General features: G+C 62.9%; 22 protein-coding genes, 3 tRNA genes and 1 other RNA gene. 16 read left to right on the plus strand and 10 right to left on the minus strand.

The features are described from left to right. Nucleotides 1-7: 7 nt before the first annotated feature. The 7 genes from BN1132_RS04115 to BN1132_RS04145 form a co-directional block, all read right to left on the minus strand. Nucleotides 8-493, minus strand: coding sequence for a YqhA family protein (locus BN1132_RS04115; protein ID WP_042075281.1), 486 nt, complete (start codon nucleotides 491-493; stop codon nucleotides 8-10). An 82-nt stretch (nucleotides 494-575) separates the two neighbouring features. After that, on the minus strand, nucleotides 576-1,325 hold the full coding sequence (locus BN1132_RS04120) for a proteasome-type protease (RefSeq protein WP_244462907.1): 750 nt from the start codon (nucleotides 1,323-1,325) through the stop codon (nucleotides 576-578). After that, a complete protein-coding gene (locus tag BN1132_RS04125) occupies nucleotides 1,309-2,109 on the minus strand; it encodes a transglutaminase family protein (RefSeq protein WP_042075282.1) in 801 nt (266 codons plus the stop codon). Before BN1132_RS04125 ends, BN1132_RS04120 begins: the two co-directional genes overlap by 17 nt. Beyond that, nucleotides 2,106-3,032 (minus strand): alpha-E domain-containing protein, encoded by a 927-nt coding sequence (locus BN1132_RS04130; protein WP_042075284.1) that lies wholly within the window; start codon nucleotides 3,030-3,032, stop codon nucleotides 2,106-2,108. Before BN1132_RS04130 ends, BN1132_RS04125 begins: the two co-directional genes overlap by 4 nt. Beyond that, nucleotides 3,026-4,462 carry a circularly permuted type 2 ATP-grasp protein gene (locus BN1132_RS04135; protein ID WP_042075286.1) on the minus strand — a complete coding sequence of 479 codons (1,437 nt, stop codon included), beginning with the start codon at nucleotides 4,460-4,462 and terminating at the stop codon, nucleotides 3,026-3,028. The genes BN1132_RS04130 and BN1132_RS04135 overlap by 7 nt, the downstream gene beginning before the upstream one ends. A 299-nt stretch (nucleotides 4,463-4,761) precedes the next feature. Further along, nucleotides 4,762-4,837: transfer RNA gene (locus BN1132_RS04140), tRNA-Asn, on the minus strand. A gap of 2 nt (nucleotides 4,838-4,839) precedes the next feature. After that, nucleotides 4,840-4,915, minus strand: a tRNA-Asn gene (locus tag BN1132_RS04145). 457 nt (nucleotides 4,916-5,372) lie between these two features. Here BN1132_RS04145 and dauA point away from each other — a divergent pair. From dauA to BN1132_RS19315, 3 genes are all read left to right on the plus strand, one after another. Beyond that, nucleotides 5,373-7,109 carry a C4-dicarboxylic acid transporter DauA gene (dauA, locus tag BN1132_RS04150; RefSeq protein WP_042075287.1) on the plus strand — a complete coding sequence of 579 codons (1,737 nt, stop codon included), beginning with the start codon at nucleotides 5,373-5,375 and terminating at the stop codon, nucleotides 7,107-7,109. Nucleotides 7,110-7,379: 270 nt separating this feature from the next. After that, nucleotides 7,380-7,467, plus strand: a tRNA-Ser gene (locus BN1132_RS04155). 55 nt (nucleotides 7,468-7,522) lie between these two features. After that, nucleotides 7,523-7,650, plus strand: a non-coding RNA gene (locus BN1132_RS19315) — RtT sRNA. 164 nt (nucleotides 7,651-7,814) lie between these two features. Here the strand turns inward: BN1132_RS19315 and BN1132_RS04160 are convergent. After that, nucleotides 7,815-9,029: a hypothetical protein gene (locus tag BN1132_RS04160; RefSeq protein ID WP_042075289.1), complete on the minus strand. Its 1,215-nt coding sequence runs from the start codon at nucleotides 9,027-9,029 to the stop codon at nucleotides 7,815-7,817. Nucleotides 9,030-9,903: 874 nt separating this feature from the next. Between BN1132_RS04160 and hybO the strand changes: the two genes are divergently transcribed. From hybO to BN1132_RS04220, 12 genes are all read left to right on the plus strand, one after another. Continuing rightward, nucleotides 9,904-11,037, plus strand: a complete 1,134-nt coding sequence (hybO, locus tag BN1132_RS04165) for a hydrogenase 2 small subunit (RefSeq protein WP_042075290.1) — start codon at nucleotides 9,904-9,906, stop codon at nucleotides 11,035-11,037. Beyond that, nucleotides 11,034-12,089, plus strand: coding sequence for a hydrogenase 2 operon protein HybA (gene hybA / locus BN1132_RS04170; protein ID WP_209428947.1), 1,056 nt, complete (start codon nucleotides 11,034-11,036; stop codon nucleotides 12,087-12,089). The genes hybO and hybA overlap by 4 nt, the downstream gene beginning before the upstream one ends. Continuing rightward, nucleotides 12,082-13,269, plus strand: coding sequence for a Ni/Fe-hydrogenase cytochrome b subunit (gene hybB, locus BN1132_RS04175; RefSeq protein WP_042075293.1), 1,188 nt, complete (start codon nucleotides 12,082-12,084; stop codon nucleotides 13,267-13,269). The genes hybA and hybB overlap by 8 nt, the downstream gene beginning before the upstream one ends. After that, nucleotides 13,266-14,969: a hydrogenase 2 large subunit gene (hybC, locus tag BN1132_RS04180; RefSeq protein WP_042075294.1), complete on the plus strand. Its 1,704-nt coding sequence runs from the start codon at nucleotides 13,266-13,268 to the stop codon at nucleotides 14,967-14,969. The genes hybB and hybC overlap by 4 nt, the downstream gene beginning before the upstream one ends. Continuing rightward, entirely contained in the window at nucleotides 14,969-15,499 is a 531-nt protein-coding gene (locus BN1132_RS04185) for a HyaD/HybD family hydrogenase maturation endopeptidase (RefSeq protein ID WP_042075295.1), read from the plus strand. Before hybC ends, BN1132_RS04185 begins: the two co-directional genes overlap by 1 nt. Then, nucleotides 15,481-16,011: a hydrogenase-2 assembly chaperone gene (gene hybE / locus BN1132_RS04190; RefSeq protein WP_042075296.1), complete on the plus strand. Its 531-nt coding sequence runs from the start codon at nucleotides 15,481-15,483 to the stop codon at nucleotides 16,009-16,011. The genes BN1132_RS04185 and hybE overlap by 19 nt, the downstream gene beginning before the upstream one ends. 21 nt (nucleotides 16,012-16,032) lie before the next feature. Continuing rightward, the gene (locus tag BN1132_RS04195) at nucleotides 16,033-17,631 is read left to right on the plus strand and encodes an ABC transporter substrate-binding protein (RefSeq protein ID WP_042075298.1); all 1,599 of its coding nucleotides are present in this window, start codon (nucleotides 16,033-16,035) and stop codon (nucleotides 17,629-17,631) included. Then, complete coding sequence (locus BN1132_RS04200) at nucleotides 17,616-18,620, plus strand: ABC transporter permease (RefSeq protein WP_084202574.1); 1,005 nt, start codon at nucleotides 17,616-17,618, stop codon at nucleotides 18,618-18,620. Before BN1132_RS04195 ends, BN1132_RS04200 begins: the two co-directional genes overlap by 16 nt. Next, nucleotides 18,610-19,428, plus strand: coding sequence for an ABC transporter permease (locus BN1132_RS04205; protein WP_042075299.1), 819 nt, complete (start codon nucleotides 18,610-18,612; stop codon nucleotides 19,426-19,428). The genes BN1132_RS04200 and BN1132_RS04205 overlap by 11 nt, the downstream gene beginning before the upstream one ends. A gap of 103 nt (nucleotides 19,429-19,531) precedes the next feature. Continuing rightward, complete coding sequence (locus BN1132_RS04210) at nucleotides 19,532-20,320, plus strand: ATP-binding cassette domain-containing protein (RefSeq protein WP_042075300.1); 789 nt, start codon at nucleotides 19,532-19,534, stop codon at nucleotides 20,318-20,320. A 100-nt stretch (nucleotides 20,321-20,420) separates the two neighbouring features. Further along, nucleotides 20,421-21,062, plus strand: a complete 642-nt coding sequence (locus BN1132_RS04215; protein ID WP_042075301.1) for an ATP-binding cassette domain-containing protein — start codon at nucleotides 20,421-20,423, stop codon at nucleotides 21,060-21,062. 256 nt (nucleotides 21,063-21,318) lie between these two features. Continuing rightward, on the plus strand, nucleotides 21,319-21,786 hold the full coding sequence (locus tag BN1132_RS04220; RefSeq protein ID WP_209428948.1) for a GNAT family N-acetyltransferase: 468 nt from the start codon (nucleotides 21,319-21,321) through the stop codon (nucleotides 21,784-21,786). A 98-nt stretch (nucleotides 21,787-21,884) separates the two neighbouring features. Here the strand turns inward: BN1132_RS04220 and hypB are convergent, their stop codons facing one another. Next, nucleotides 21,885-22,751: a hydrogenase nickel incorporation protein HypB gene (gene hypB, locus BN1132_RS04225; RefSeq protein ID WP_209428951.1), complete on the minus strand. Its 867-nt coding sequence runs from the start codon at nucleotides 22,749-22,751 to the stop codon at nucleotides 21,885-21,887. Here hypB and BN1132_RS20225 point away from each other — a divergent pair. Next, on the plus strand, nucleotides 22,632-22,985 hold the full coding sequence (locus tag BN1132_RS20225; RefSeq protein ID WP_244462908.1) for a hypothetical protein: 354 nt from the start codon (nucleotides 22,632-22,634) through the stop codon (nucleotides 22,983-22,985). The two genes, hypB and BN1132_RS20225, sit on opposite strands and share 120 nt — an antisense overlap. Here the strand turns inward: BN1132_RS20225 and hypA are convergent. Further along, complete coding sequence (gene hypA / locus BN1132_RS04230; RefSeq protein WP_005301911.1) at nucleotides 22,963-23,304, minus strand: hydrogenase maturation nickel metallochaperone HypA; 342 nt, start codon at nucleotides 23,302-23,304, stop codon at nucleotides 22,963-22,965. The two genes, BN1132_RS20225 and hypA, sit on opposite strands and share 23 nt — an antisense overlap. Between the last annotated feature and the right edge of the window lie 64 nt (nucleotides 23,305-23,368).

Here is a 23,368-nt window from a genome sequence, read left to right on the forward strand (position 1 = left end):
TGGGGCCCTATTTGTGATCCGCCAGCCGCTCGGTCACCGCATAGATAAGCGCCGCGGTGGAGAAGGCCAGAAACACGATGACCGACCACTTCATCTCAGTCTCGTTGCCGGTGCCGTCGTCGAGAAAGGCCTTGAGCACCTCGATGCCTGCGATGGTGACCAGGGAGTTGATGACGATGAGCTTGAGGGACGCGAAGTTGATCTTGCTGAGCCAGTTGTCGCCCAGGGCCGCCCGCTGCTCCGGGGTCTTGATGAACTGCACGTAGCCGCAGATGGCCACCAGGATCAGCATCTGGGCCACCAGCACGAAGTCCACCAGGGTGAGCACCCCCGTGATGAGATCCAGGTAGTGGATGTCGATGATGTCGCGGCACAGCACATAGAGCTGCATGGCGAACTTCACCATCAGGAGGGCGACACAGATCAGGATGCAGACATAGAAGGGGAACATCATCAATCGGCTGCCGTTGAGCATGACGTTGAAGCGGCGCATGGGAAACTCCATCGAAAAGGAAGGCAGCCAGAATATCCGGAAAGAAAGGAGCGGGAAAGCGCCTGGGCGCTCCCCGCCCGGCTCAGAGGGGGAGGGTGGGGAGGCCCCGGAACAGCTGCTGCAACCCCTCGCCCCAGGCCTTTCGCAGCGCCACGAAGTGGGGGTTCTGTTCGGTGATGCGGTGCAGGTGTGCCGCCGAGAAGCTTCCCTCGGCATAAACCAGGGCGTCCAGGGGCAAGCCCACCGACAGATTGCTGCGCAGGGTCGAGTCGATGGAGATGAGGGCGCACTGCAGGGCGGTCTGAAGCGGCGTCTCATGGTGGATGATGCGATCGAGGATGGGTTTGCCGTACTTGCTCTCACCAATCTGGAAGTAGGGGGTGTCGGCGCTCGCCTCGATGAAGTTGCCCTCCGGATAAATGTGGAAAAGGCGGTGGCGCTCCCCCCGGATCTGCCCCCCCAGCAGCATGTTGCAGCCGAAGTTGATATGGCCCTGCTGCTGACCCCCATCCCGGCTGATGACGGTGCGTATGGTCTGGCCGATGAGGGCGGCAGCCTCGTAGAGGCTGGGGAGGGCAAGCAGCTCCTGCCCCTGTGTCAGCAGGCTGATGACGCTCTGGGTGGTGGCCAGATTGCCCGCGCTTTGCAGCACCAGCACCCTGTCTTCCCCGGTGAAGAGGTGCAGCTTGCGGAAGGTGGCGATGTGATCCACCCCCGCATTGGTGCGCGAATCGGACGCAAACACCATGCCGTCTTGCAGGCACATGGCAACGCAATAGGTCATGGGCAGGCCCCCGCGGCCGAGATCCCGGCTCTCATTGCTGCTGTCCATCCAGGCGGGTCACCTGCGCCTGGCTCTGCAACTGTTCGCACCCGCCGCCATAGCGCACGCCGCGCACCGGACAGGCATCCAGATAATCCATGCCGACCGCGAGCTTGAGGTGCTCGCTGGTGGAGCTGGTGAGGTTGGTCACGTCGAAGGTGTGCCAGCGCTCCTCGATCCACACCTCGGCCCAGGCGTGCATCGCCACGTGGCTGCTGTCCTGGCTGTAGAGGTAACCGCTCACGTACCGCGCCGGCAGGCCGGCGTGGCGGCAGCAGGTCAGGAAGACATGGGTGTGGTCCTGACAGACGCCGTTGCCCGACGCGAGGGCCTCGTCGGCGCTGAAGGTGGCGTCCGTGCTGCCGGGCTGATAGGGCATCAGCACCAGGATGCGTGCCATCAGGCTCTGCAAGTCGGCCAGGGTCGGCTCCTCTGGCAGGCAGGCCTTCGCGAGATCCTGCAGGGCCGGGGTCGGGCGGGTGAGGGCGGTGGGCCTCAGGTAGCTCAGGGGGGAGATGAGAGAGCTTTCTTCATCCTCCGGGGCGTCGTCTCGGATCTCCACCTCCCCACGGGCGCGGATCAGGATCCCCTCGTGGGGGGACTCCAGGCTCAGCACGTGCAGTATATTGCCGTAACCGTCCGTGGTGCAGGTGGCCTCCCCCGGCAGCTCCAGCTCCCAGGAGAGGATCTGCTGGCGGGCCGTGCTGTGGGGGGTCAGGCGCAGGTACTGGGTGCTGCGGCGCACCACGTCGGCATAGTGGTAGCGGGTCTGGTGATCGATGATGAGTCTCATAATACCTCCAGGTAGGCGGCGTGGATGCTCTGGCCGATGGCGCCGATGTCGCTGAGGAAATCCCTCAGGTACGCCTGCATGCCGAGGGCAAAGACATCGTCGATGGTGCCATAGGTCAGATGGGCGTTGAGTATGGTGGTGAGACGCCGTGGCGTCTGACCGGCGTTGCCCTCGATCTGGGCCAGGATCAGCTCCATCTCGTCGAGGCAGGCCCGCAAGGAGCGCGGCACCTCGTTGCGCAGGATCAGCAGTTCGGCGATGGAGGCGTGGGAGAGCGTCTTGTAGAGGGTCTGGTGGGCCTCGTAAGCGCCCACCGAGCGCAGCAGGGCGTTCCAGCGGTAGAACTCGCGCACGCTGTCCTCGTCCTCCCGGATCACCTGATACTTCACGGTCAGGATGCGCGCCGTGTTGTCGGCCCGCTCGATGAAGGTGCCAAGGCGCAGGAACCAGAGCACGTCACCGCGCATGATGGTGCCATGGGTGGCGCCGCGAAACTGGTGGGAGCGCTCCTTGATCCAGTCGAAGAACTCCTGGGCCTGGCCGCTGGAGAGGCCCGCCTGGCGCCGCCGACGGATCTCTATCCAGGCGGCGTTGATGCTCTCCCACACCTCACCCGGGATCTTGCCCCGCACCGCGTGGGCGTTGTCCCTGGCCATGCGCAGACAGCTGAAGATGCTGACCGGGTTCTCCTCGTCGAAGCAGAAAAATTGCAGCAGGTTCTCCATGTTCACCTGGCCGTAGCGCGCCAGGAAGGGCTCGTGGGTGCCACTGATGGTGAGAGGCGCCACCAGCTCGCTGTGATCGGCGTCGATGGAGGGCATCAGCGACATGGTCTGGGTGACGTCCAGCATGCGCGCCGTGTTCTCCGCCCGCTCCAGATGGCGGGACATCCAGTAAAGTTCACTTGCGGTGCGGCTCAGCATGGGCTGCCCTCCATGACCCAGGTGTCCTTGGTGCCACCGCCCTGGGAGGAGTTGACCACCAGGGAGCCTTCGGTCAGGGCGACCCGGGTCAGGCCGCCCGGTACCAGGCGCAGCTCCTGCCCCGTGAGGACGAAGGGGCGCAGGTCGATGTGGCGGGGGGCGATGCCGGCGTCGACGAAGGTCGGGCAGGTGGAGAGGGAGAGGGTCGGCTGGGCGATGTAGTTGTCCGGCCGAGCCTTGAGCAGCTCTCGAAAACGGGCCAGCTCCTCGCGACTGGCGCAGGGGCCGATGAGCATGCCGTAGCCACCGGCGCCATGGACCTCCTTGACCACCAGCTCCTCCAGATTGGCCAGCACGTGGGAGAGGGCCGCCGGCTCGCGGCACTGCCAGGTGGGCACGTTGTTGAGAATGGGATCTTCCCCCAGATAGAAGCGGATCATCTCCGGCACATAGGGGTAGATGGACTTGTCATCCGCCACCCCGGTACCGATGGCGTTGGCCAGCACCACGCCGCCGGCGCGGTAGACCGACAGCAGCCCGGGCACGCCGATGAGGGAGTCCGGGTTGAAGGCCAGGGGATCCAGGAAGTCGTCGTCGATGCGGCGATAGATGACATCCACCCTTTTCAGCCCCGTGGTGGTGCGCATCAGCACCTGACCATCCTTGACCACCAGATCCGCGCTCTCCACCAGCTCTACCCCCATCTGCTGGGCGAGGAAGCTGTGCTCGAAGTAGGCGCTGTTGAAGCGCCCCGGGGTCATCACCACCACGCAGGGGTTGTCCACAGGGCTGCTCTCGCGCAGGGTCTGGAGCAACAGGGCCGGGTAGCGCTCCACCGGCGCGATGGGCTGGTTGTGAAACAGCTCCGGGAAGAGGCGCATCATCATCTTGCGGTTCTCCAGCATGTAGGAGACCCCGGAGGGGGTGCGCAGGTTGTCCTCCAGCACATAGTACTCACCGTCGTGGTTGCGGATGATGTCGACCCCGGTGATGTGGACATAGGTGTCCCGGTGCAGGTCGACCCCCTGCATGCAGGGCTGGTACTGAGCATTGGTGAGGATCTGGGCGGCCGGGATCACTCCCGCCTTCAGGATGCGCTGATCGTGATAGATGTCGTGCAGGAAGGCATTGAGGGCGGTGACGCGCTGGCGGATCCCCTTGTCCAGATGTTGCCACTCCCGGGCGGGAATGATGCGGGGAATGCTGTCGAACGGGATGAGGCGCTCGGCGCCGTCCCCATCCCCGTAGACGTTGAAGGTGATGCCGACCCGGCGAAACAGCAGATCGGCCTCCTCACGCTTGCGCTCTATGCTCTTCTCGTCGGTCTGGTGCAGCCACGACAGGTAGGCGTGGTAATGATCGCGAAACTGGTTGTTGGCGAGCAGCATCTCGTCGTAACAACCGGGTCCGGGGGGCTTGATGGGCAGCATAGGCAACTCCTTGTGACGTCCCTGATCTCAGGAATTGCAAGGGGTGTGCCAGCCAATTGAGTCGCTGCCGAGGCCTGTATCATTAATTTTTTATAGAAAAATCATATGGATGACTCTTCTGTCATCAGTGGATGGCCGAGGGTGCACCAGAGTGGTACCCCATGGAGGGTATGCCTGCGCCATCTTGTGGCGGCAGGACCCGACGGCAAGGGACGAGCGCATCGGGAGGCGAGCTCCCTTGCCCCGAGGCGGGGCAGGGGAAATGAAAAAGCCCAGCCATAAGGCTGGGCTTTGGAAGATGGCTCCCTCGACAGGACTTGAACCTGTGACATACGGATTAACAGTCCGCCGTTCTACCGACTGAACTACGAGGGAATTGGCTCCTCCTACTGGACTTGAACCAGTGACATACGGATTAACAGTCCGCCGTTCTACCGACTGAACTAAGGAGGAATTGCCTGTCTCGTCGAGACGGGGCGGATATTAATGGCCTGAGGGACGGGTGTCAACCCGATGGCTTGCGTAAAAAATGGCTTTTTGGCCTGTTTGTCCAAAACTTGGTCGCTGTGGACTATTTTCAGCACAATCAGCAGCTTGAGATGCCCTTGCGGGAACATGCACGCCTGTGCGTCCCCTCCTTCATCCAGAGGTGCAGGTCAGGGTTTTTCTTGGGAGAAACAGCACGGATGGCGGCCGCAGTTGGCGGGAAACGGCGCGCAAATACAGGGGATAGGCGACAATATTGCGCGCTCATGTCCATTTCTTGATCCCGCCCATCGAATTATCGGGCCGGCTCGGGTATGGTTGCTCAGGATACCATCGCCGCGTCGACAGCTCTGCCGGCCCTTGATGATGATCGGGTGCCGGTTCACCCCGGCCTTTGTCTCCTTCTTCTGGTATTACCCTAGACATGCACAATCAAGCTTCCTTACAAGGCGTGAAGCTGGCTATCGCATTGCGCCAATCCTGCATCGACGAACCCTATGGCGTGGCGCGTTTCGGCCGCGACCTCATCGCCGGCATCACGGTCGGCATCATCGCCATCCCGCTGGCCATGGCGCTGGCCATCGCCAGCGGCGTGCCGCCCCAGCACGGCCTCTACACCGCCATCATCGCCGGCATCGTGATCGCCGTGACCGGGGGCTCCCGTTTCTCCATCTCGGGCCCTACCGCCGCCTTCGTGGTGATCCTCTACCCGGTGTCCCAGCAATTCGGGGTGGGGGGACTCTTGATGGCCACCCTGATCTCGGGCTGCTTCCTGGTGGCCATGGGGATGGCGCGGCTCGGGCGCCTCATCGAGTACATTCCGCCTTCGGTCACTCTGGGCTTCACCGGCGGCATTGCCATCGTGATCGCCACCCTGCAGATCAAGGACTTCTTCGGCCTGCAGGTACCCGAGATGCCTGAGACCTATGTCGGTAAGGTGCAGGCGCTGGCTCACGCCCTGCCCAGCTGGCAGTGGGGAGACACCCTGGTTGGGGTGGCCACCCTGGCGGTGCTGTTGCTCTGGCCCAGGTTGCGCCTGCCGGTGCCGGGCCACCTGCCCGCCGTGCTGGTGGGGGTGGGCCTGGGCTTTGGCCTGCATCAGTTCGGGGTGGACGTGGCCACCATAGGCAGCAAGTTCAGCTACACCCTGGCCGATGGCACCCAGGGGATGGGGATCCCCCCCATAGCGCCGACCCTGGTGATGCCCTGGGCCCTGCCGGGACCGGACGGGGCGCCGGTGGAGTGGAACCTGGCCGCCATCGAGCGGCTGCTGCCCGCCGCCTTCTCCATGGCCATGCTGGGTGCCATCGAATCCTTGCTCTGCGCCGTGGTGCTGGATGGCATGACGGGTCGCAAACATAGCTCCAACGGCGAGCTGGTGGGGCAGGGGCTTGGCAACATTCTGGCCCCCTTCTTCGGCGGCATCACGGCGACGGCCGCCATCGCCCGTTCCGCCGCCAACGTGCGGGCCGGGGCCACCTCGCCCATCTCCGGCATCGTCCATGCCCTGGTGGTGCTGGCCGCCATCCTGGTGCTGGCCCCCTGGCTCTCCTGGCTGCCGCTCTCCGCCATGGCGGCCCTGCTGCTGCTGGTGGCCTGGAACATGAGCGAGGCCCACAAGGTGGTGGATCTGGTGCGCCGAGCCCCCAGATCCGACGTGCTGGTGCTGCTGGTCTGCCTGTCTCTCACCGTCATTTTCGACATGGTCATCGCCATCACCTTCGGGGTGATCCTGGCCTCCCTGCTGTTCATGCGGGAAATTGCGAAGATGACCCGGCTGCACAACCTGGCGGAGCACAAGCGCTATGCCAGCGAGGTGCCGGCCCAGACCCTGATCTACAAGATCAACGGGCCCCTGTTCTTTGCGGCGGCGGAGCGGGTCTTCGACGAGTTGCTGGCCCAGGTGCGGGATCACAAGGTGCTGATCCTGCAGATGGAGGCGGTTTCCATCCTGGATGCGGGGGGACTCTCCGCCTTCCAGCAGTTTGCCAGACGGATGGCCAAGTCGGGTGTCCGGCTCAAGGTGGCCGAGTTGCAGTTCCAGCCCCTCAAGACCCTGGCCCGGGGCAAGGTGCGCCCGGTGGCGGGGGAGTTGGAGTTCTACGGTTCGCTGGAAGAGGCCATTCGAGGGGAACATTTGCACGAAGCGGTTGAAAATTGATGGAAAGGGATAGGAAACGGCAACTTTTTGGTCACTTGGTTCGCTAATTGAGCAATCAGTGGCAAAAGATAAAAAATTGGATTGACCGGCCCGCTCCTATCCCTTACATTACGCCCCGTTCCGGCGCAGCAGCGCAACGAACCCGTGTTGGCTGAACACGTTAAATCACAGACAGAACTTTGGTGCGGTGCCCGAGGGCCGCCCACCGACGAAGTTGGCAAGAAGCACGCATCGCATGTTACGAAAGCCACTTCAAAGAAGTGAAAATTTGGTGAGGTGTCCGAGTGGCTGAAGGAGCACGCCTGGAAAGTGTGTATACGGCAACGTATCGAGGGTTCGAATCCCTCCCTCACCGCCAAATTGAAAGCCCGACTATATAGTCGGGCTTTTTGCATCTGGGCTGACCACATCCCCTGATGTCCAAAGAGGGAGGGTGAGAACCCTCGCCGGTTCGAGCAGAGCGGCTTGCCGCGATGAACGGCCAACGGCCGCCCCGAAGGGGTGAGCCACGCAGTGGCGAATCATCCCTCCCTCCCCGCCAAATTACAAAAAACCGACCCCAGGGTCGGTTTTTTGTTTTCGCGGTCGGCCAATCTCGGGAGCCGATGAGGGAGGGGGAGCCCCTTGCCGACGGCGGGCGTTTCCCCGCTACTGCCGGCCCATAATCTCCCCTCTCCCGGCTCTGTTGCGGGCCCGGCCTCTTGCTCAGAAGATCACCCCGACCAGCCTGTCGAGCAGCGTCTCGAAGGAGAACAGAGTGAGGAGCAGGGGCAGGAAGGGGGCGACGGTGGCCAGTACCAGTTGCAGGAACATGTCCCGGCTAAATGGCATGGGCCTGATCTCCTTGATGATGGCGTAGGCGTTGCCCAGATCGGCGAGGGACTGGATATCGGCGGCGCCGAGCAGGGTTTCCCCGTCCCGATCGGCCGTGCGCAGCCATCTGTGCTCGAAACTGCGGCTGTATTCGGCCGCGAGGGCGCCATATTCCCGCAACCCCTGGCGCTTGGCCTTCAGGATATGAGGGGTGAAGACCGCCAGGGGAGCCAGCACGAGCAGCAGGCCGAAACCGGCGAGCAGTATGATCTCCGGCTTGTAGGCGGTCAGCACGGCGGCGTCATGGAAGATCCGGTTGGCGATGAACCCGGCAAGCTGGGCACCCAGTGCGGTCAGCAGAGGCGAGTAGGCATAGGCCGAGCCGCCGAGAAAGCCGAGGCCGCAGTTGCGATCCGGATGGGTCGGCATGAGGACGAGCGGGATCCGGGATACCTGCCAGAGGAAGCGGGCCCAGATCAGGATCCGGTAGAGCCAGCGCAGGAGCAGGAACTGGATGATGGGGTTGCTCACCCAGAAGAACCAGAATCCGGGCAGGGTCAGGGACACATGCCCCTCCTGAAGGGTGGCGTACCAGGTGGAGGAGTTCAGCACAAAGGTACTGGTCCGGATGAAGTAGCCCATGGAGAAGACGAAGAGGATGAGGCCGATCTCCACGGGAATCGAATTTCGCCAGCTCATGGCGCTGCGAATGGCCTCGTGGAAACGGGGCATGGAGAGCGGGTCTATCAACCCGCGCTCGACAAACTGGCTGACGATCCCACGGATGCGCTGGTGGACGATCAGCTCGGCAAACACCAGCAGGGAGACGCAGATGAGGAAACGGACATGGGTCTCGATGTCCAGCAGGAAAGGCACGGCCACGCCCTGCAGCAGGCTGCCCTCCCAGCCGCACAGCAGCAGGAGGGGGAGCCAGCAGATCCCGCACAGGATGAGGATACGTCGCCTGATATGGGCCTCGATATCGCCAAGGTGGGCCCGGCTCCACAACTGGTAGAGGGGGCCACCCAGAATGAGGGAAAAGTTGGCTGGATCCGAAAGCTGAGGGGAGAGCGGATCGGGCGGGGCGACAGGCTTGTGGTGGGACATGATGTGATCACCTTTATGTGTGTGATGACGATGGCATCCGGCGAGAGTGGGCCGCTTTCTTGTTCAACGTGAGGGCGGTACACGCCGGCATCGGGAGCTGGCGCCATGGGTGTCGTAAGAGCTCCTCTGATCGCCGCGCCTCTTGTCTGTCGTGAGCCCGGATGGGCAGGGCAGGCAGGGGAAAATCACGGCCAGCGCCATGGGATGACACCAATGGGTCTGAACCAGCCCCCATGGTGATAGGTATAGCGCTCGTCATGTGAGCGGTGTGATAACCAAGCAACATTTTTGCGTGGTGTGAACAAGTTATATGTGAAGGGCATAATGGAAATGCTGTGTGCTGATGATGTAGCTGAACACAACCCGGCCAGAACCCAACCAAAGTGTGATCTTCATCCAATTGAGTCAACAAGGGCCTCTGCTGCCAACTAACGCCGTTATTTTATTTGATGGCCTGAAACGTATTTCCTGCGGTCATCATGCATTGATTAATTTATTCAATGCCCGGCGAGTCAATGGCTTGATTCAACAGCGACGAACCTTGCCTCAACAGACCCTGAGGAGATGAAATGAAGGGTTAACAGGGGCTGAAGACAAATTCTGTGACTACGCTTTTATTTTTCAATATTCATTATCGGAGTTTATATGAACTTAATTCACATATTGATTGATATGCTCCTTTTTGGGTATTTTAGGTTGCGAAAATAAAAAATAAGCGCATGTTATATATAGCTTTTTATTTTCACTCTACTGGGTCTGGATCGTATTAAAGTGTGGTGACTTGATAAAGATCAACATACAGAGCGAGGGGGAGGAATAGCATTCCCGCCATTAAGCATTTGTCAAACAATGCTCACTGACGGGAATAAGAAGAATGGTCGAGGATACTTTTTTATCGGCTCATGGAATTAATCGCCGTGACTTTATGAAATTGTGCGCCGGGATGGCCGCAACCCTTGGATTAAGCCAGCATGCCGTGGCCAAGATGGCTACCGCGCTCACCAGCCCCGAGCGGCCACCGGTGATCTGGATTGGGGCGCAGGAGTGCACCGGTTGTACCGAATCACTGCTGCGCGCCACTCACCCCACCATCGAGAACCTGATCCTCAACACCATTTCGCTGGAGTACCACGAGGTGCTCTCGGCGGCTTTTGGCCATCAGGCCGAAGAGAACAAGCACAACGCCATGGAGCGCTACAAGGGCAGGTATGTGCTGGTGGTGGATGGCTCTATCCCGCTCAAGGATGGCGGCATCTACTGCATGGTGGCCGGTGAACCCATCGTCGACCATATTCGCCGCGCCGCCAGTGACGCCGCCGCCGTCATCGCCATCGGCTCCTGCGCCGCCTGGGGCGGGGTGCCCGCCAGCGGTGGCAACCCGACCGGCGCCGTCAGCCTGGAAGAGGCTCTCGGTAACCTCGGCACGCCGATTATCAATATCCCGGGCTGTCCGCCCAACCCCCACAACTTCCTCACCACGGTCGCCTACTACATCACCTACGGCAAGCTGCCGGCGCTCGATGCCAAGAAGCGCCCGCTGTTTGCCTATGAACGGCTCATCCACGAAAACTGCGAGCGCCGCCCGCACTTCGATGCCGGCCGCTTCGCCAAGGAGTTTGGCGACGAGGGCCACCGTCAGGGTTGGTGTCTCTACCACCTGGGCTGCAAGGGGCCGGAGACCTACGGCAACTGCTCGACCCTGGAGTTCTGCGACGTGGGCGGCGGCATCTGGCCGGTGGGCATAGGCCATCCCTGCTACGGCTGCAACGAGCAGGGGGTGGGCTTTAGCAAGGGGATCTTCCAGCTCGCCAAGGTGGAAAATCCGACCCCCAGGGTGGAGAAACCCGACGTGGCCATTCAGGAGGGGGGGCATATCTCGCCCACCGCCACCGGCCTTATCGGGGGCGCCCTCGGGGTGCTGGTCGGGGTGAGTCTGATGACGGTGCGCGAGCTAGGTCGCCAGCAGAAGCGCCACGAAGCCGGGCAGCACCCATCACGGGAGGAATGACCGTGAACAGACGCAACTTCCTCAAATTCGCCTCCGTCGGTGCGCTGGCGGCGGGTGCCACTGTGCCGGGCACCGCCATGGCCGGGGCCCAGAACAAGCCGCCCATTCCCGGTGCGCTCGGCATGTTGTATGACTCCACCCTCTGCGTCGGCTGTCAGGCCTGCGTGGCCGAGTGTCAGCGCCTCAACGGCAACCCGGCCAATCCGGCTGACACCACCTGGTCTGGCAACGACAAGCTGAGCCCCTACACCAACAACATCATTCAGGTGTGGAAGAGCGGCACCGGCGAGCACAAGGATCAGCTGGTGGATGGCTATGCCTACATCAAGAAGCAGTGCATGCACTGCGTCGATCCCAACTGCGTCTCCGTCTGCCCGGTGCAGGCGCTGACCAAGGATCCCAGGACCGGCATAGTCCACTACGACCCGAGCGTCTGCACCGGCTGCCGCTACTGCATGGTGGGCTGCCCGTTCGACGTGCCCAAATACGACTATGACAACCCGTTCGGAGCCATTCACAAGTGCGAGCTCTGCAACCAGAAGGGGCTTGAGCGGATCAGCCAAGGCAAGCTGCCCGGTTGTGTCGAGGTGTGCCCGACCGGGGCCGTCATCTTCGGCACCCGCGAGGAGCTGATGGCCGAGGCCAGGCGCCGCCTGCTGGCGACTCCGGGCAGCGAGTATGCCTACCCGCGCCAGACCCTCTCCGCCAACGACCCTTACCTGCATCAGGTGCCGAGCTACCAGCCCTACGTCTATGGCGAGAAGGAGGGGGGCGGTACCCAGGTGCTGGTGCTGGCCGGGGTGCCCTACGGCAAGCTCGACATGCCCGACTTGCCCGAGCTCTCCTCCGGGGCCCGCTCCGAGCATATCCAGCACACCCTCTACAAGGGGATGGTGCTGCCCATGGTGGTGCTGACCGGGCTCTCTGTGCTCATTCGCCGCAACAGCAAGAAGAACGGCCACGATCACCACGATCACCAGGGTGACGGGGGCCATGGGCCGGGCAGCCGCCCGGATCAGAGCTCGGCAAAGGGAGGCAAGGATCATGAGTAGTCACAAGGCACATCCGCTGGGGGGCAGGCTGGTCAGCTGGCCCGTGCTGGTGCTGGCCCCCTTCGCGGTGCTGTGCGCCATGCTGATCCTCAAGCGCCTGGTGTTCGGACTGGGCTCGGTCACCGATCTCAACGGCGGCTATCCCTGGGGGCTCTGGATCTCCTTTGACCTCTTGATCGGCACCGGCTTCGCCTGCGGCGGCTGGGCACTGGCCTGGGCGGTCTACGTCTTCAACCGGGGCGAGTATCATCCCCTGGTGCGGCCGGCCCTGCTGGCGAGCCTGTTCGGTTATTCCCTGGGCGGCCTTTCCATCACCATAGACGTCGGCCGTTACTGGAACCTGCCCTACTTCTATCTGCCCGATCACTTCAACACCTCTTCGGTGCTGTTCGAGACGGCGGTCTGCATGACCATCTACATCGGGGTGATGGCGCTGGAGTTCGCTCCCGTGCTGCTGGAGAAGTTCGGCTGGAAGAGCTCCATGGCCCGGCTCAACAAGATCATGTTCTTCATCCTGGCGCTCGGGGCCCTGCTGCCCACCATGCACCAGTCCTCCATGGGATCCCTGATGATAGTAGCGGGGGAGAAGATCCATCCGCTCTGGCAGAGCTACGAGCTGCTGCCGGTCTTCTCCTTGCTGACCGCCTTCATCATGGGCTTCTCCATCGTCGTGTTCGAGGGCTCCCTGGTGCAGGCGGGGCTGGCGGGGCGCGGCCCCAACGAGAAGTCGCTCTTCTACAAGCTGACCCAGGTGATCGACATCTTCCTGATCCTGTTTGTGGCGCTGCGCTTTGCCGAGATCGTCATCAACGACAAGTCGGAGTACCTCTCCGAGTGGAATCGCTACGCCTTGATGTTCTGGAGCGAGATCGCGCTGATGATCTTCCCGCTGCTGGTGTTCCACTGGGACAAGAGCCGCCGCGATTCGCGCATGTTGTTCCTGGGGGCCCTCAGCATGCTGCTGGGCGCCGCCCTCTGGCGACTGGACTACTCCCTGCTCGCCTTCAACCCCGGCAATGGCTACCACTACTTCCCCTCCGCGACGGAAGTGCTGATCTCCCTGGGCTTCGTCGCCATCGAGGTGTGTGCCTATTTGCTGCTGATCCGGCTGCTGCCGGTACTACCATCACTTGAACGTGTTCACCAAGATTATCAGGCCCGAGGGAAAGCCAACGTATGAGCCAACGTATCACCATAGACCCCATCACCCGCATCGAGGGGCACCTGCGTATCGACTGTGAAATCGAAGGCGGCGTCGTCACCAAGGCCTGGTCGTCCGGCACCATGTGGCGCGGGATGGAGGAGATCGTCAAGGGCCAGGACCCGCGCGATGCCTGGATGATAGTGCAGCGCATCTGCGGGGTGTGCACCTCCATTCACGCCATCGCCTCGGTGCGGGCGGTGGAGAACGCCATCGGCGCCAAGGTGCCGGTCAACGCCCAGTACATCCGCAACCTGATCATTGCGGCCCACAACATCCACGATCACATCGTCCACTTCTACCAGCTCTCCGCGCTGGACTGGGTGGACATCACGGCCGCACTGCAGGCCAATCCGCAAAAAGCGGCCGACCTGCTCAAGGGGGTATCGACCTGGTCCCTCAACAGCGCCGACGAGCTGACCAAGGTGCAGGAGAAGATCCGCGCCTTGGTGGCGAGCGGCCAGCTCGGCATCTTCGCCAACGGCTACTGGGGCCACAAGGCGATGAAGCTGAGCCCGGAGGTGAACCTCATCGCCGTGGCGCACTACCTGCAGGCGCTGGAGTGCCAGCGCGATGCCAACCGCATCGTCGCCATTCTCGGTGGCAAGACCCCCCACATCCAGAACCTGGCGGTGGGCGGCGTGGCCAACCCCATCAACCTGGATGCACCGAGCGTGCTCAACCTGGAGCGGCTGCTCTACGTGAAGAGCTTCATCGACCGGCTCGGCGAGTTCATCGAGCAGGTCTACAAGGTGGATGCCGCCATCATAGCCGCGCACTACCCCGAGTGGCTGAACCTGGGGCAAGGTGCCAGGCACTACCTGAGCGTGCCTGAGCTGCCCACCGACGGTGACGGCGGCAGCTTCCTGATGCCGGGCGGCTACATCGAGAACGGCAATCTGGCGGGATATCGCCCCATCGAGAGCCATCAGGATGGCTGGCTGATGGACGGCATCGCCGAGAGCAACAAGCACGCCTGGTACAAGGATGACGAGCCCCTCAAACCCTGGGAGGGCAAGACCGAGCCGAACTACACCGGCTGGCAGGATGACGGCAAATACTCCTGGGTCAAATCCCCCACTTTCTACGGCAAGGTGGTGGAGGTGGGGCCGCTTGCCGACTTGTTGGTCAAGCTGGCCGCCAAGCACCCGGAGACGGTGGCGCACTTCGATCAGCTGAACGGCATCTATAAGGCGCTCACCGGCTCGGCCATCAAGACCGAGCAGCTGCACTCCACCATGGGCCGCATCATCGGCCGCGCGGTGCGCTGCTGTGTGCTGAAAGATACCCTGGCGCACCAGTGGAAGGCGCTGGTGGACAACATCGGCAAGGGGGATGTCAGCGCCTACATCAAGGCCGAGATCCCGGCGGACAAGGAGTTTCGCGGGGTGGGCTTTGAAGAGGCGCCGCGCGGCATGCTATCCCACTGGGTAGTCATCAAGGGCGGCAAGATCGAGAATTATCAGGCGGTGGTGCCATCCACCTGGAACTCGGGCCCGCGCAACTTCAATGACGAGCCCGGTCCCTACGAGCAATCTCTGGTAGGTACCCCGGTGGCGGATCCTGCCAAGCCGCTGGAGGTGGTGCGCACCATCCACTCGTTCGATCCCTGCATGTCCTGCGCGGTGCACGTGGTGGATACCCAGAGTGGTGAAACAACTCAGGTGAAGGTGCTGTGATGAACACCCTGATCCTGGGCGTGGGCAACCTGCTGTTGAGTGACGAGGCCGTCGGCGTGCGGATCGTCGAGGGGCTGGAGCGCGACTACCGCTTCGCCCCCGGCATCGAGCTGCTCGATGGCGGCACCGCCGGCATGGAGCTGCTCGAAGCCATGGCCAGTCGCGACCACATCATACTGGCGGACGCGGTGCGCAGCGGCAATCCGCCGGGTACCGTGGTGACCCTGAAGGATGAGGAGATCCCGACCCTGTTTGGTCGCAAGATCTCCCCCCATCAGCTGGGGCTGGCGGACGTGCTCTCGGCGCTGCATATGACGGGGGAATCCCCCAAGCGGCTCACCCTGATCGGGGTCGAGCCTGAATCCCTCGAGCCCCGCATCGGCCTTACCCCCGTGGTGGCGGCGGCGCTGGGGGAGGCGACGGATCGGATCCTGACCCTGCTGGCCAGCCTGGGAGCGCCAGCCATCCCGCTCTCTGAGCAGGAGAAGGCCGAGCGAGCGCGGGAGGACGTATGGCGCAATCCTTTGTGAATGAGGCAGTGAACGAGGCCGCGAAAGAGGCGGCGCAGGAGTTTAGCGGTTTTGCCGAAAACCCGGCTCCCTTGCTGATGGCCCAGTACCAGCGGATCGCCCGGGAGGAGATGCAAGGGCTGCCCTTCTATCACGCCACCATGCCGATTGTGGCCGAGTGCACCCTGTTTGAAGGGCAGTGGCTCGGCTGCGTGCTCACCCCCTGGATGCTGAGCGTGGTGGTGTTGCCGGGGCCGGATCAGCTCTGGCCGGTGCGTGGCAGCCGCGATCGGCTCGCCCTGCAGCTCCCCTGCGGCAACCTGACCTTTATGGTGGGGGCATTGCCCGAGACGGGGCAGTTGCTGGCCTGTTCGCTCATGTCCCCCATCGACCCGCATCTGGGGGCCGACGAGGGTCGGGCGCTGGTGAGCAGCACCCTCAAGATGCTGCTCTCCTTGCCGGTGCAGCAGGGGGCTGGCGGCGTGGATCTGGGGCGCCGACGACTGTTCGGTGCCCTGCGCCGAGGTGAGTGAACGAGGCGAACAAGGAGTTTCATGACCATCCCATTCTTTGGCCGTCGCAGTGGGCTCGCGGCCGCCTTGCTGGCCCTGCTCTCGGGCGGCCTCTCTTTCGCCGCGCTGGCTGCTCAGCCCGTCCCCGCCGAACTCACGCTCGCCATAGGCAGTGAGCCCACCGAAGGGTTCGACCCGCTGCTCGGCTGGAGCCACGGCAGCCATCTGCTGCTGCACAGCCCGCTGCTCAAACAAAGCGCCGATCTCGGCTGGCAGAACGTGCTGACCCAATCGGTGACCCCGAACCAGGATGGCAAGGGGTGGCTTATCCGCCTCAAGCCGGATCTGACATTCTCCAACGGCGCGCCGCTCACCGCCGAGGACGTGGCCTTTACCTACAACAGCGCCGCCCGGGGCGGCGGCAAGATCGACATGGGCAACTTTGTCTCGGCCAAGGTGCTCTCGCCTACCGAGGTGGCCATCACCTTGAGTGCCCCCCAGAGCACCTTCGTCAACGTGCTGGGATCTTTGGGGATAGTGTCGAAGCAGGATTACGATCCCAAGCGCTATGCCCGCGAGCCGGTCGGTGCCGGCCCTTACCGGCTGGTGAGCTTCCTGCCCGGCCAGCAGCTGGTGGTGGAGGCCAACCCCCATTACGCCGGCGGCAGCAATGACTTCAAACGGCTGGTCTTTGTCTTTATCGATGAAGAGAGCGCCTACGCTGCCGCCCGGAGCAGCCAGCTCGACCTGGTGCGCATCGCCCCGTCGCTGGCGCCCACCGTACCCGACACCCTCAAGCTGTGGGTGCGGCCGAGCGTGGAGAACCGCGGCATCGTCTTCCCCATTCCGCCTGCGGGCGGCAAGGATGCCAAGGGTTATCCCGTTGGCAACGACGTGACCTCGGATGTAGCGGTGCGCCGCGCCATCAACTACGCCATCGACCGCAAGCTGCTGGCCGATCAACTGCTGGAAGGGCATGCCATCCCCGCTTACAGCGCGGTAGAAGGCTTGCCCTGGCTGAATAAAGCCACCGCTTTCAAGGATGGGGATGTCGTCCACGCCAACGCCCTGCTCGACGAGGCAGGCTGGAAGATGGGCAGCGACGGCGTTCGTCACAAGGGCGACCTGCGCGCCGCCTTTACCCTCTGGTACACCAGTGGCGACAGCTCCCGCCGGGATCTGGCGGAAGCGGTGCGGGCCATGCTGGGGCCCATCGGTCTCGAGGTGAGCCTCAAGTCCGGCAGCTGGGAGCAGGTGGAGCGGGAGATGCACGCCAATCCGGTGCTGATGGGGTGGGGGAGTCTGGATCCCATGGAGCTCTATCACCACTACCAGAGCGGCTCCGCCGGGGTGGAGTTCTACAACCCGGGTTATTACCAGAATCCGGTGGTGGATGGCCACCTCAAGCAGGCGCTGGATGCCCCCGATTGGCAGGCGGCCGTGCCGTTCTGGCAGCAGGTGGAGTGGGATGGCAAGACCGGCGCCGGGGTGCAGGGGGATGCCGCCTGGGCCTGGCTGCTCAACGTGCAGCACACCTATCTGGCCAGCCGCTGCATCGACCTTGGCAAGGGGGCGCCGGAAATTCACGGTAGCTGGTCTTTGCTGGGCAACCTGCAGGATTGGCGGTGGACGTGCCGCTAAGTTCGTCCACCATGATGACGGCAAGTCTCAAAGCCCTGCTGCGTCTGACAGGGCTGCTCTGTCTGGTCTCTGTTGCCACCTTTGTGCTGCTCAGCTACTCCCCCATCGATCCCATCAAGGCCTATATCGGCAACGATCTGCTGCATGTGCCGCCCGAGCAGTACGCTCGCATCGCCGCTCGCTGGGGGCTGGATCAGCCGCTCTGGTTGCGTTACTGGCACTGGTTTAGCCAGGTGCTGCGGGGAGATCTCGGTTACTCCATGCTCTACAACGCGCCTGTGAGCGAGGTGATAGGTCAGCGCTTTGCCGCCTCCTTCCTGCTGCTGGCGGGGGCCTGGCTGCTCTCCGGTTTTTTCGGCATTCTGCTTGGGCTCTGCGCCGGTCGCTATCTCAACCGCTGGCCCGATCGCCTGATCTGCCGCTTTGCCTACCTGCTCGCCTCTTTGCCCACCTTCTGGGTCGGCCTGTTGCTGCTTGCGCTGTTTGCGGTGCACTGGCCCTTGTTGCCGGTCTGCTGCGCCTGGACGCCGGGCCTCGCTGCCGATGAGGTGGACTGGTCGATGCGCTTGCGCCATCTGCTGCTGCCGGTCACAACCCTGGCCCTGCTGGGGCTTGGCAATATCGCACTGCATACCCGGGAGCGGGTGGCCGAGGTGCTGGCGAGCGATTTTATTCGCTACGCCCGCGCCCAGGGAGATGGCGGCTGGCCCATGCTGCGCTTTCACGTGCTGCGCCACGCCCTGACCCCGGCGCTCTGCCTGCAGTTTGCCTCTCTGGGGGAACTGATTGGCGGATCGCTCTTGGCAGAGAAGGTCTTCTCCTACCCGGGGCTGGGCCAGGCCACAGTCGATGCGGGGCTCAGGGGCGATATCCCCCTGCTGATGGGAATCGTGCTCTTCTGCACCCTACTGGTCTTTTTGGGCAACACGGCGGCGCGGGTGCTGCTGGTCCGCATCAACCGGGGCTGGGAGGGTGTGCATGCTGTTTAATCCGCTCCCCTCCTTGCTGCGTCTGGGCGTTGCGCTGATCTGCCTGCTGCTGCTGGCCAGCTATGGCTGGAGCCTCTCTCATCAGGATGTGCCGATGGATCTGCTGGCCCGCCAGCAGCCACCCTCGCCGGCTCACTGGTTCGGTACCGATCAGATGGGGCGGGATCTCTGGCTGCGGGCCTTTCAGGGCACCCTCACCAGTCTGGAGCTGGGGATCAGCACGGCCCTTTGCAGCGGCCTGCTGGCCATGGTGGCGGCGAGCCTCTCGCTCATCCATCCCAAGTGCGATACGGCGGTGCGCCTCGTGATCGACGCCATGCTGGCGCTGCCCCATATGCTGCTGTTGATCCTGATCTGCTTCACCGCAGGGGGTGGCATGCGCGGGGTGATCCTGGCGGTGGCGTTCACCCATTGGCCCAAGCTGGCGCTCATTCTCTGCGCCGAGGCGCGGCGCATCGCCAGCAGCGACTACGTGGTGCTGGCGCGCTGTCAGGGGATGGGAGCGCTGCGGCGCTGGCGTACCCATCTGTTGCCGGGGCTCTTGCCCCAGTGGTTTATCGGCACCCTGCTGATGTTCCCCCACGCGGTGCTGCACAGCGCGGCGCTGAGCTTCCTCGGCTTTGGCCTGGCGGCCCACGAGGCTTCCCTTGGCCTGCTGCTGGCCGATGCTCTGCGCTATCTGGCCGGCGGCGGCTGGTGGTTGGCCCTTTTCCCCGGTCTGATGCTGCTGACGTTGGTCCTGCTGTTTGATCAGGCTACCCGGGCACTGCAACAACTCTGGTTTGGGTTTGGGGGAGATACATGCTGAGTTTTGAAAGCGCCATCTGGCGTCAGCACAGTCTGGCTGGTGCTGCTGTTCGCTCAGATTACTCGCGGGCCCTGCAACAGCTGCAGTGGCACAGGGGTGAACCATGCTGAGTTTTGACCAGGTAACCATAGAGGCGGCCCACTACTCCTGGCTGGGGCGGCGCAGCTGGCAGCCTTTGCTGACCGATATCAGCCTGCAACTGGCGCCGGGGGAGATAGTGGCGCTGGTGGGGGGGAGCGGCGAGGGCAAGAGCCTGTTGCTGCAAAGCGCCCTGACCCTGCTGCCGGACAATCTGCGGATGCGCGGCACCATCTCCCTCGATGGCACGCCTCTGTGCGATGCCAGTAGGGCCCGTCTGCGCGGCCACACCCTCTGCTATGTGCCGCAGGGGGTGAGCGCCCTCAATCCGTTGCTGACGGTGGAGCGTCAGCTGGGCCGGGCGGCGCGCCTCTGCGGTCAGAGCGGTTCTCGCGAGCGGCTCGGCCAGCAACTGCTGCGCTACCAGCTGCCCGCCACCACGCTGGACCGCTATCCGCGCCAGCTCTCCGGCGGCATGGCCAAGCGCATTCTGGCCTGCACCGCGGCCCTTGGCGGCGCCCGCTACATTCTGGCGGACGAGATCACTGCCTGGCTCGACGAGGGGCTGGCCTGCCAGCTGCTCAGCCAGTTGCGTGAATTGGCCAATCAGGGCAGCGGTATCCTCTGGGTGACCCACGATCTGGCGCTGGCGGCCCGCTTTGCCGATCGCATCGTTGCGCTCCATCAGGGCCAGGTGAGCGACACCTTGAGCAGCCACCATCTGCGCCAGGGGCAGGGGAGCGAGATGCTCAGAGCCCACTGGCAGGCGCTGCCGGAGTTCAACGCGCTCTTCTCTGTGCCGGAGGTGTCCTGATGCGGGTGTCTCTGAGACTGGCCGTGTGCGGCGCGGCAGACATTCAGTGGCAGGCGCTGCCGGAATTCAACGCGCTCTTCTCTGTGCCGGAGGTTTCCTGATGTTCGAAGTACGGGGTCTCACCATCGCCCAGGGGGAACGTCCCCTCTGGCAGAGGTTATCGCTGGCAGTCAGAGCGGGCGAACGGCTCGGCATCTCTGCCCCGAGCGGCCATGGCAAGACCACGTTGGGGCGGGTATTGGCGGGTTGGCAACCAGTTCGTGCAGGCGGGCAGATCCTGCTGGATGGGCAGCCGGTGCCTGAACGGGTAAAAGGCTACAACCCCATCCAGCTGGTGCCCCAGCACCCGGAACTCACCTTCAATCCCTATCGCACCACCGGGCAGGCGCTGTGGGATGTGTGGCGTCCCGATGACGCCATGCTGGCCCGTTTTATGGTCAAGCCTGCGTGGCTTGGCCGTAAACCCGGTCAGCTCTCCGGTGGTGAGCTGGCCCGTATCGCACTGCTGCGTGCCCTCGATCCCCGCACCCGTCTGCTGATTGCCGACGAGGTGACCGCCCAGCTGGATCCGCAAATCCAGCGCCAACTCTGGCGGGAGTTGATGGTTGAGTGTGAGCAGCGCGGGCTTGGGATACTTGTCTTCAGTCACCAGCAGGCATTATTGCGCCAGATCTGCCATCGGGTGCTGCGCTTTGGCGAGAAAGTGGCTGAGCAGGCATTGATGGCTCGCAGCGTTGCCTGAGGGGTGGTTCCTCCTTCATCACCTGGCCTTCTCCCGCGAGGGGAGAAGGCGATGCATGTGCGATGCCCAGGAGGTGGCTGATGATGCCGACGTTGCCAAGCCTCACGGCGGGCATTCGGTATATCCTTGGGTCCCTTGCAGACATCCTGGCCTGTCTGGCATAACGAGGGGGCGCCCTGTCAGGGATGCAATCAGCACCCATGGGGTCATCAGATGGCCGGGCCCACCATTTTGGACATCATTCACTATGAATTGCATGGAACTTAAACCGTTCAGTGACGTGAGCGCGGTGGATTTTCTGCCCGTGGTCAACGATCAGACCGTGAGAACGCATCTGATTGATCATCCTCCCTTCGATGTGGCCAGTGTGCGCGCCTGGATGGATGACAAGATGCGAATAGACAGGTTACCCGGTTGTCGGGTGCGTGCCGTGGTCATTGACGGTGAACTGGTGGGATGGTGCGGGATACAACCCGACGACGAGGGGGTCGAGATGGCCGTCGTGATCGCCAAGGCGGGTTGGGGGGCGGGGATAGCCATCTTCAAGGAGATGATGGAATGGGCAAGGCAGATGGGGCATAGGGAGGTCATGTTTCATCTGCTGAGCACACGCCCCGAATATCGGGCTCTCGCCAGGCGATCCACCAAGGTGAAGAGGACGACGCTGTCGGGGAATGATTTCACCACCTATTGCCTCAGCGTGGAAAAATGGTTTGCGGGTTGATGATGGACAACGCGCCCCCTGCCACTACAAACGCGGGAGGCATCAGCCTCCCGCTTTTGTTATCCACCGTTGGCAACGGCATTTAACCGGTTTACCACTCAGGCACTGGCCAGCCAGTTGAGCCAGGCATCCATCCCTTCGCCCGTGGTGGCGCTGACCTGGATCACCTGAATATAGGGGTTGACCCGTTTGGCGTTCTCGATACAGCGTGCCACGTCAAAGCTGACATAGGGCAGCAGATCGATCTTGTTGATCACCATCAGCTGGGCGGCGGCAAACATGTCCGGGTACTTGAGGGGCTTCTCTTCCCCCTCGGTGACGGAGAGGATCGCCACCTTGTACTTTTCGCCGAGATCGAAGCTGGCGGGGCAGACCAGATTGCCCACGTTCTCGATAAAGAGGATGCCCCCTTCATTGGCAGGCAGCTGGTGGCAGGCGTCGTGGACCATCTTGGCGTCCAGATGACAGCCCTTGCCGGTGTTGATCTGCACGGCAGGGACGCCGGTGGCACGGATGCGATCCGCATCGGCACTGGTCTGCTGATCCCCTTCGATCACCGCGCAGGGGCGCTTGTCGGCCAGCTGGAGCAGGGTTTCGCACAGTAAGGTGGTCTTGCCTGACCCCGGGCTCGACACCAGGTTAAGCACCAGCTGGGCCGCCTCGTCGAAGTGCTCACGGTTGTGGGCCGCCAGCGCATTGTTCTTGGCCAGCACGTCCATTTCGATGGCGATCAGCTGGCGCTGCCCCATGCCGGGGACCGACAACCCCGCTTCCCCTTTGCCGTAGTGCAGATCACCCTGCTGATGGTCATGGTCATGGTCATGGTCATGGTCATGGTCATGGTCATGGTCATGGCTGTGATCATGGGGATGCGCATGGGGATGCGCATGGGAATGGCCGTGGTCATGAGAGTGGGGATGATCATGATGATGGTCGTGGGGGTGATCATGCCCCTTATGGCTTATGGGAGCCCGCACCCCGTGGTAGTGGTGATGGACATCCCCCTGATGGTGATAGTGGTGGTGAATGATGAGGGTGCGCGGCGCGCTCTGCTCGTGGTCATGATGGTCGTGCTCATGACCATGTTCATGGTGATGTTCATGTTCGTGATGATGCTCATGATCGTGCTCATGGCTGGCGAGCCGCGCCTGGCCGCATCCGCATACGCTACACATATCAACTTACCTCGATGTCGGTGATGCGCAGGCTATCACCCTGCGCGACTCGTAATTTGTATCCGCCACACTCGGGACAGGCCTGCCCGCGCTCGGTGAGGGTGACCGTCTGGTTGCAGTCGTAACACCAGGCCTCTGCCGCCTGGTGCTGAAAGTGCAGCTGGGCCCCTTCGACGGCGGTGCCCTTGGCGGCCGCCTCGAAACAGAAGGCAATGGTGTCCGGGTCGACGCAGGAGAAGCTGCCGACCTCGAGCCAGAGGGCGGTCACCTTGTTAAAGCCCCGCTGGGTGGCCTGCTCGGCCGCCAGATCGATGGCGGCCATGGCCAGAGACATTTCGTGCATGGTGGCTCCTTAACCGATATGGGGAGGAGCAGTGACTCCTCCCTGTAATTGACGGAACGGCATG

Source organism: Aeromonas sanarellii (assembly GCF_000820085.1).
Taxonomy (GTDB): domain Bacteria; phylum Pseudomonadota; class Gammaproteobacteria; order Enterobacterales; family Aeromonadaceae; genus Aeromonas; species Aeromonas sanarellii.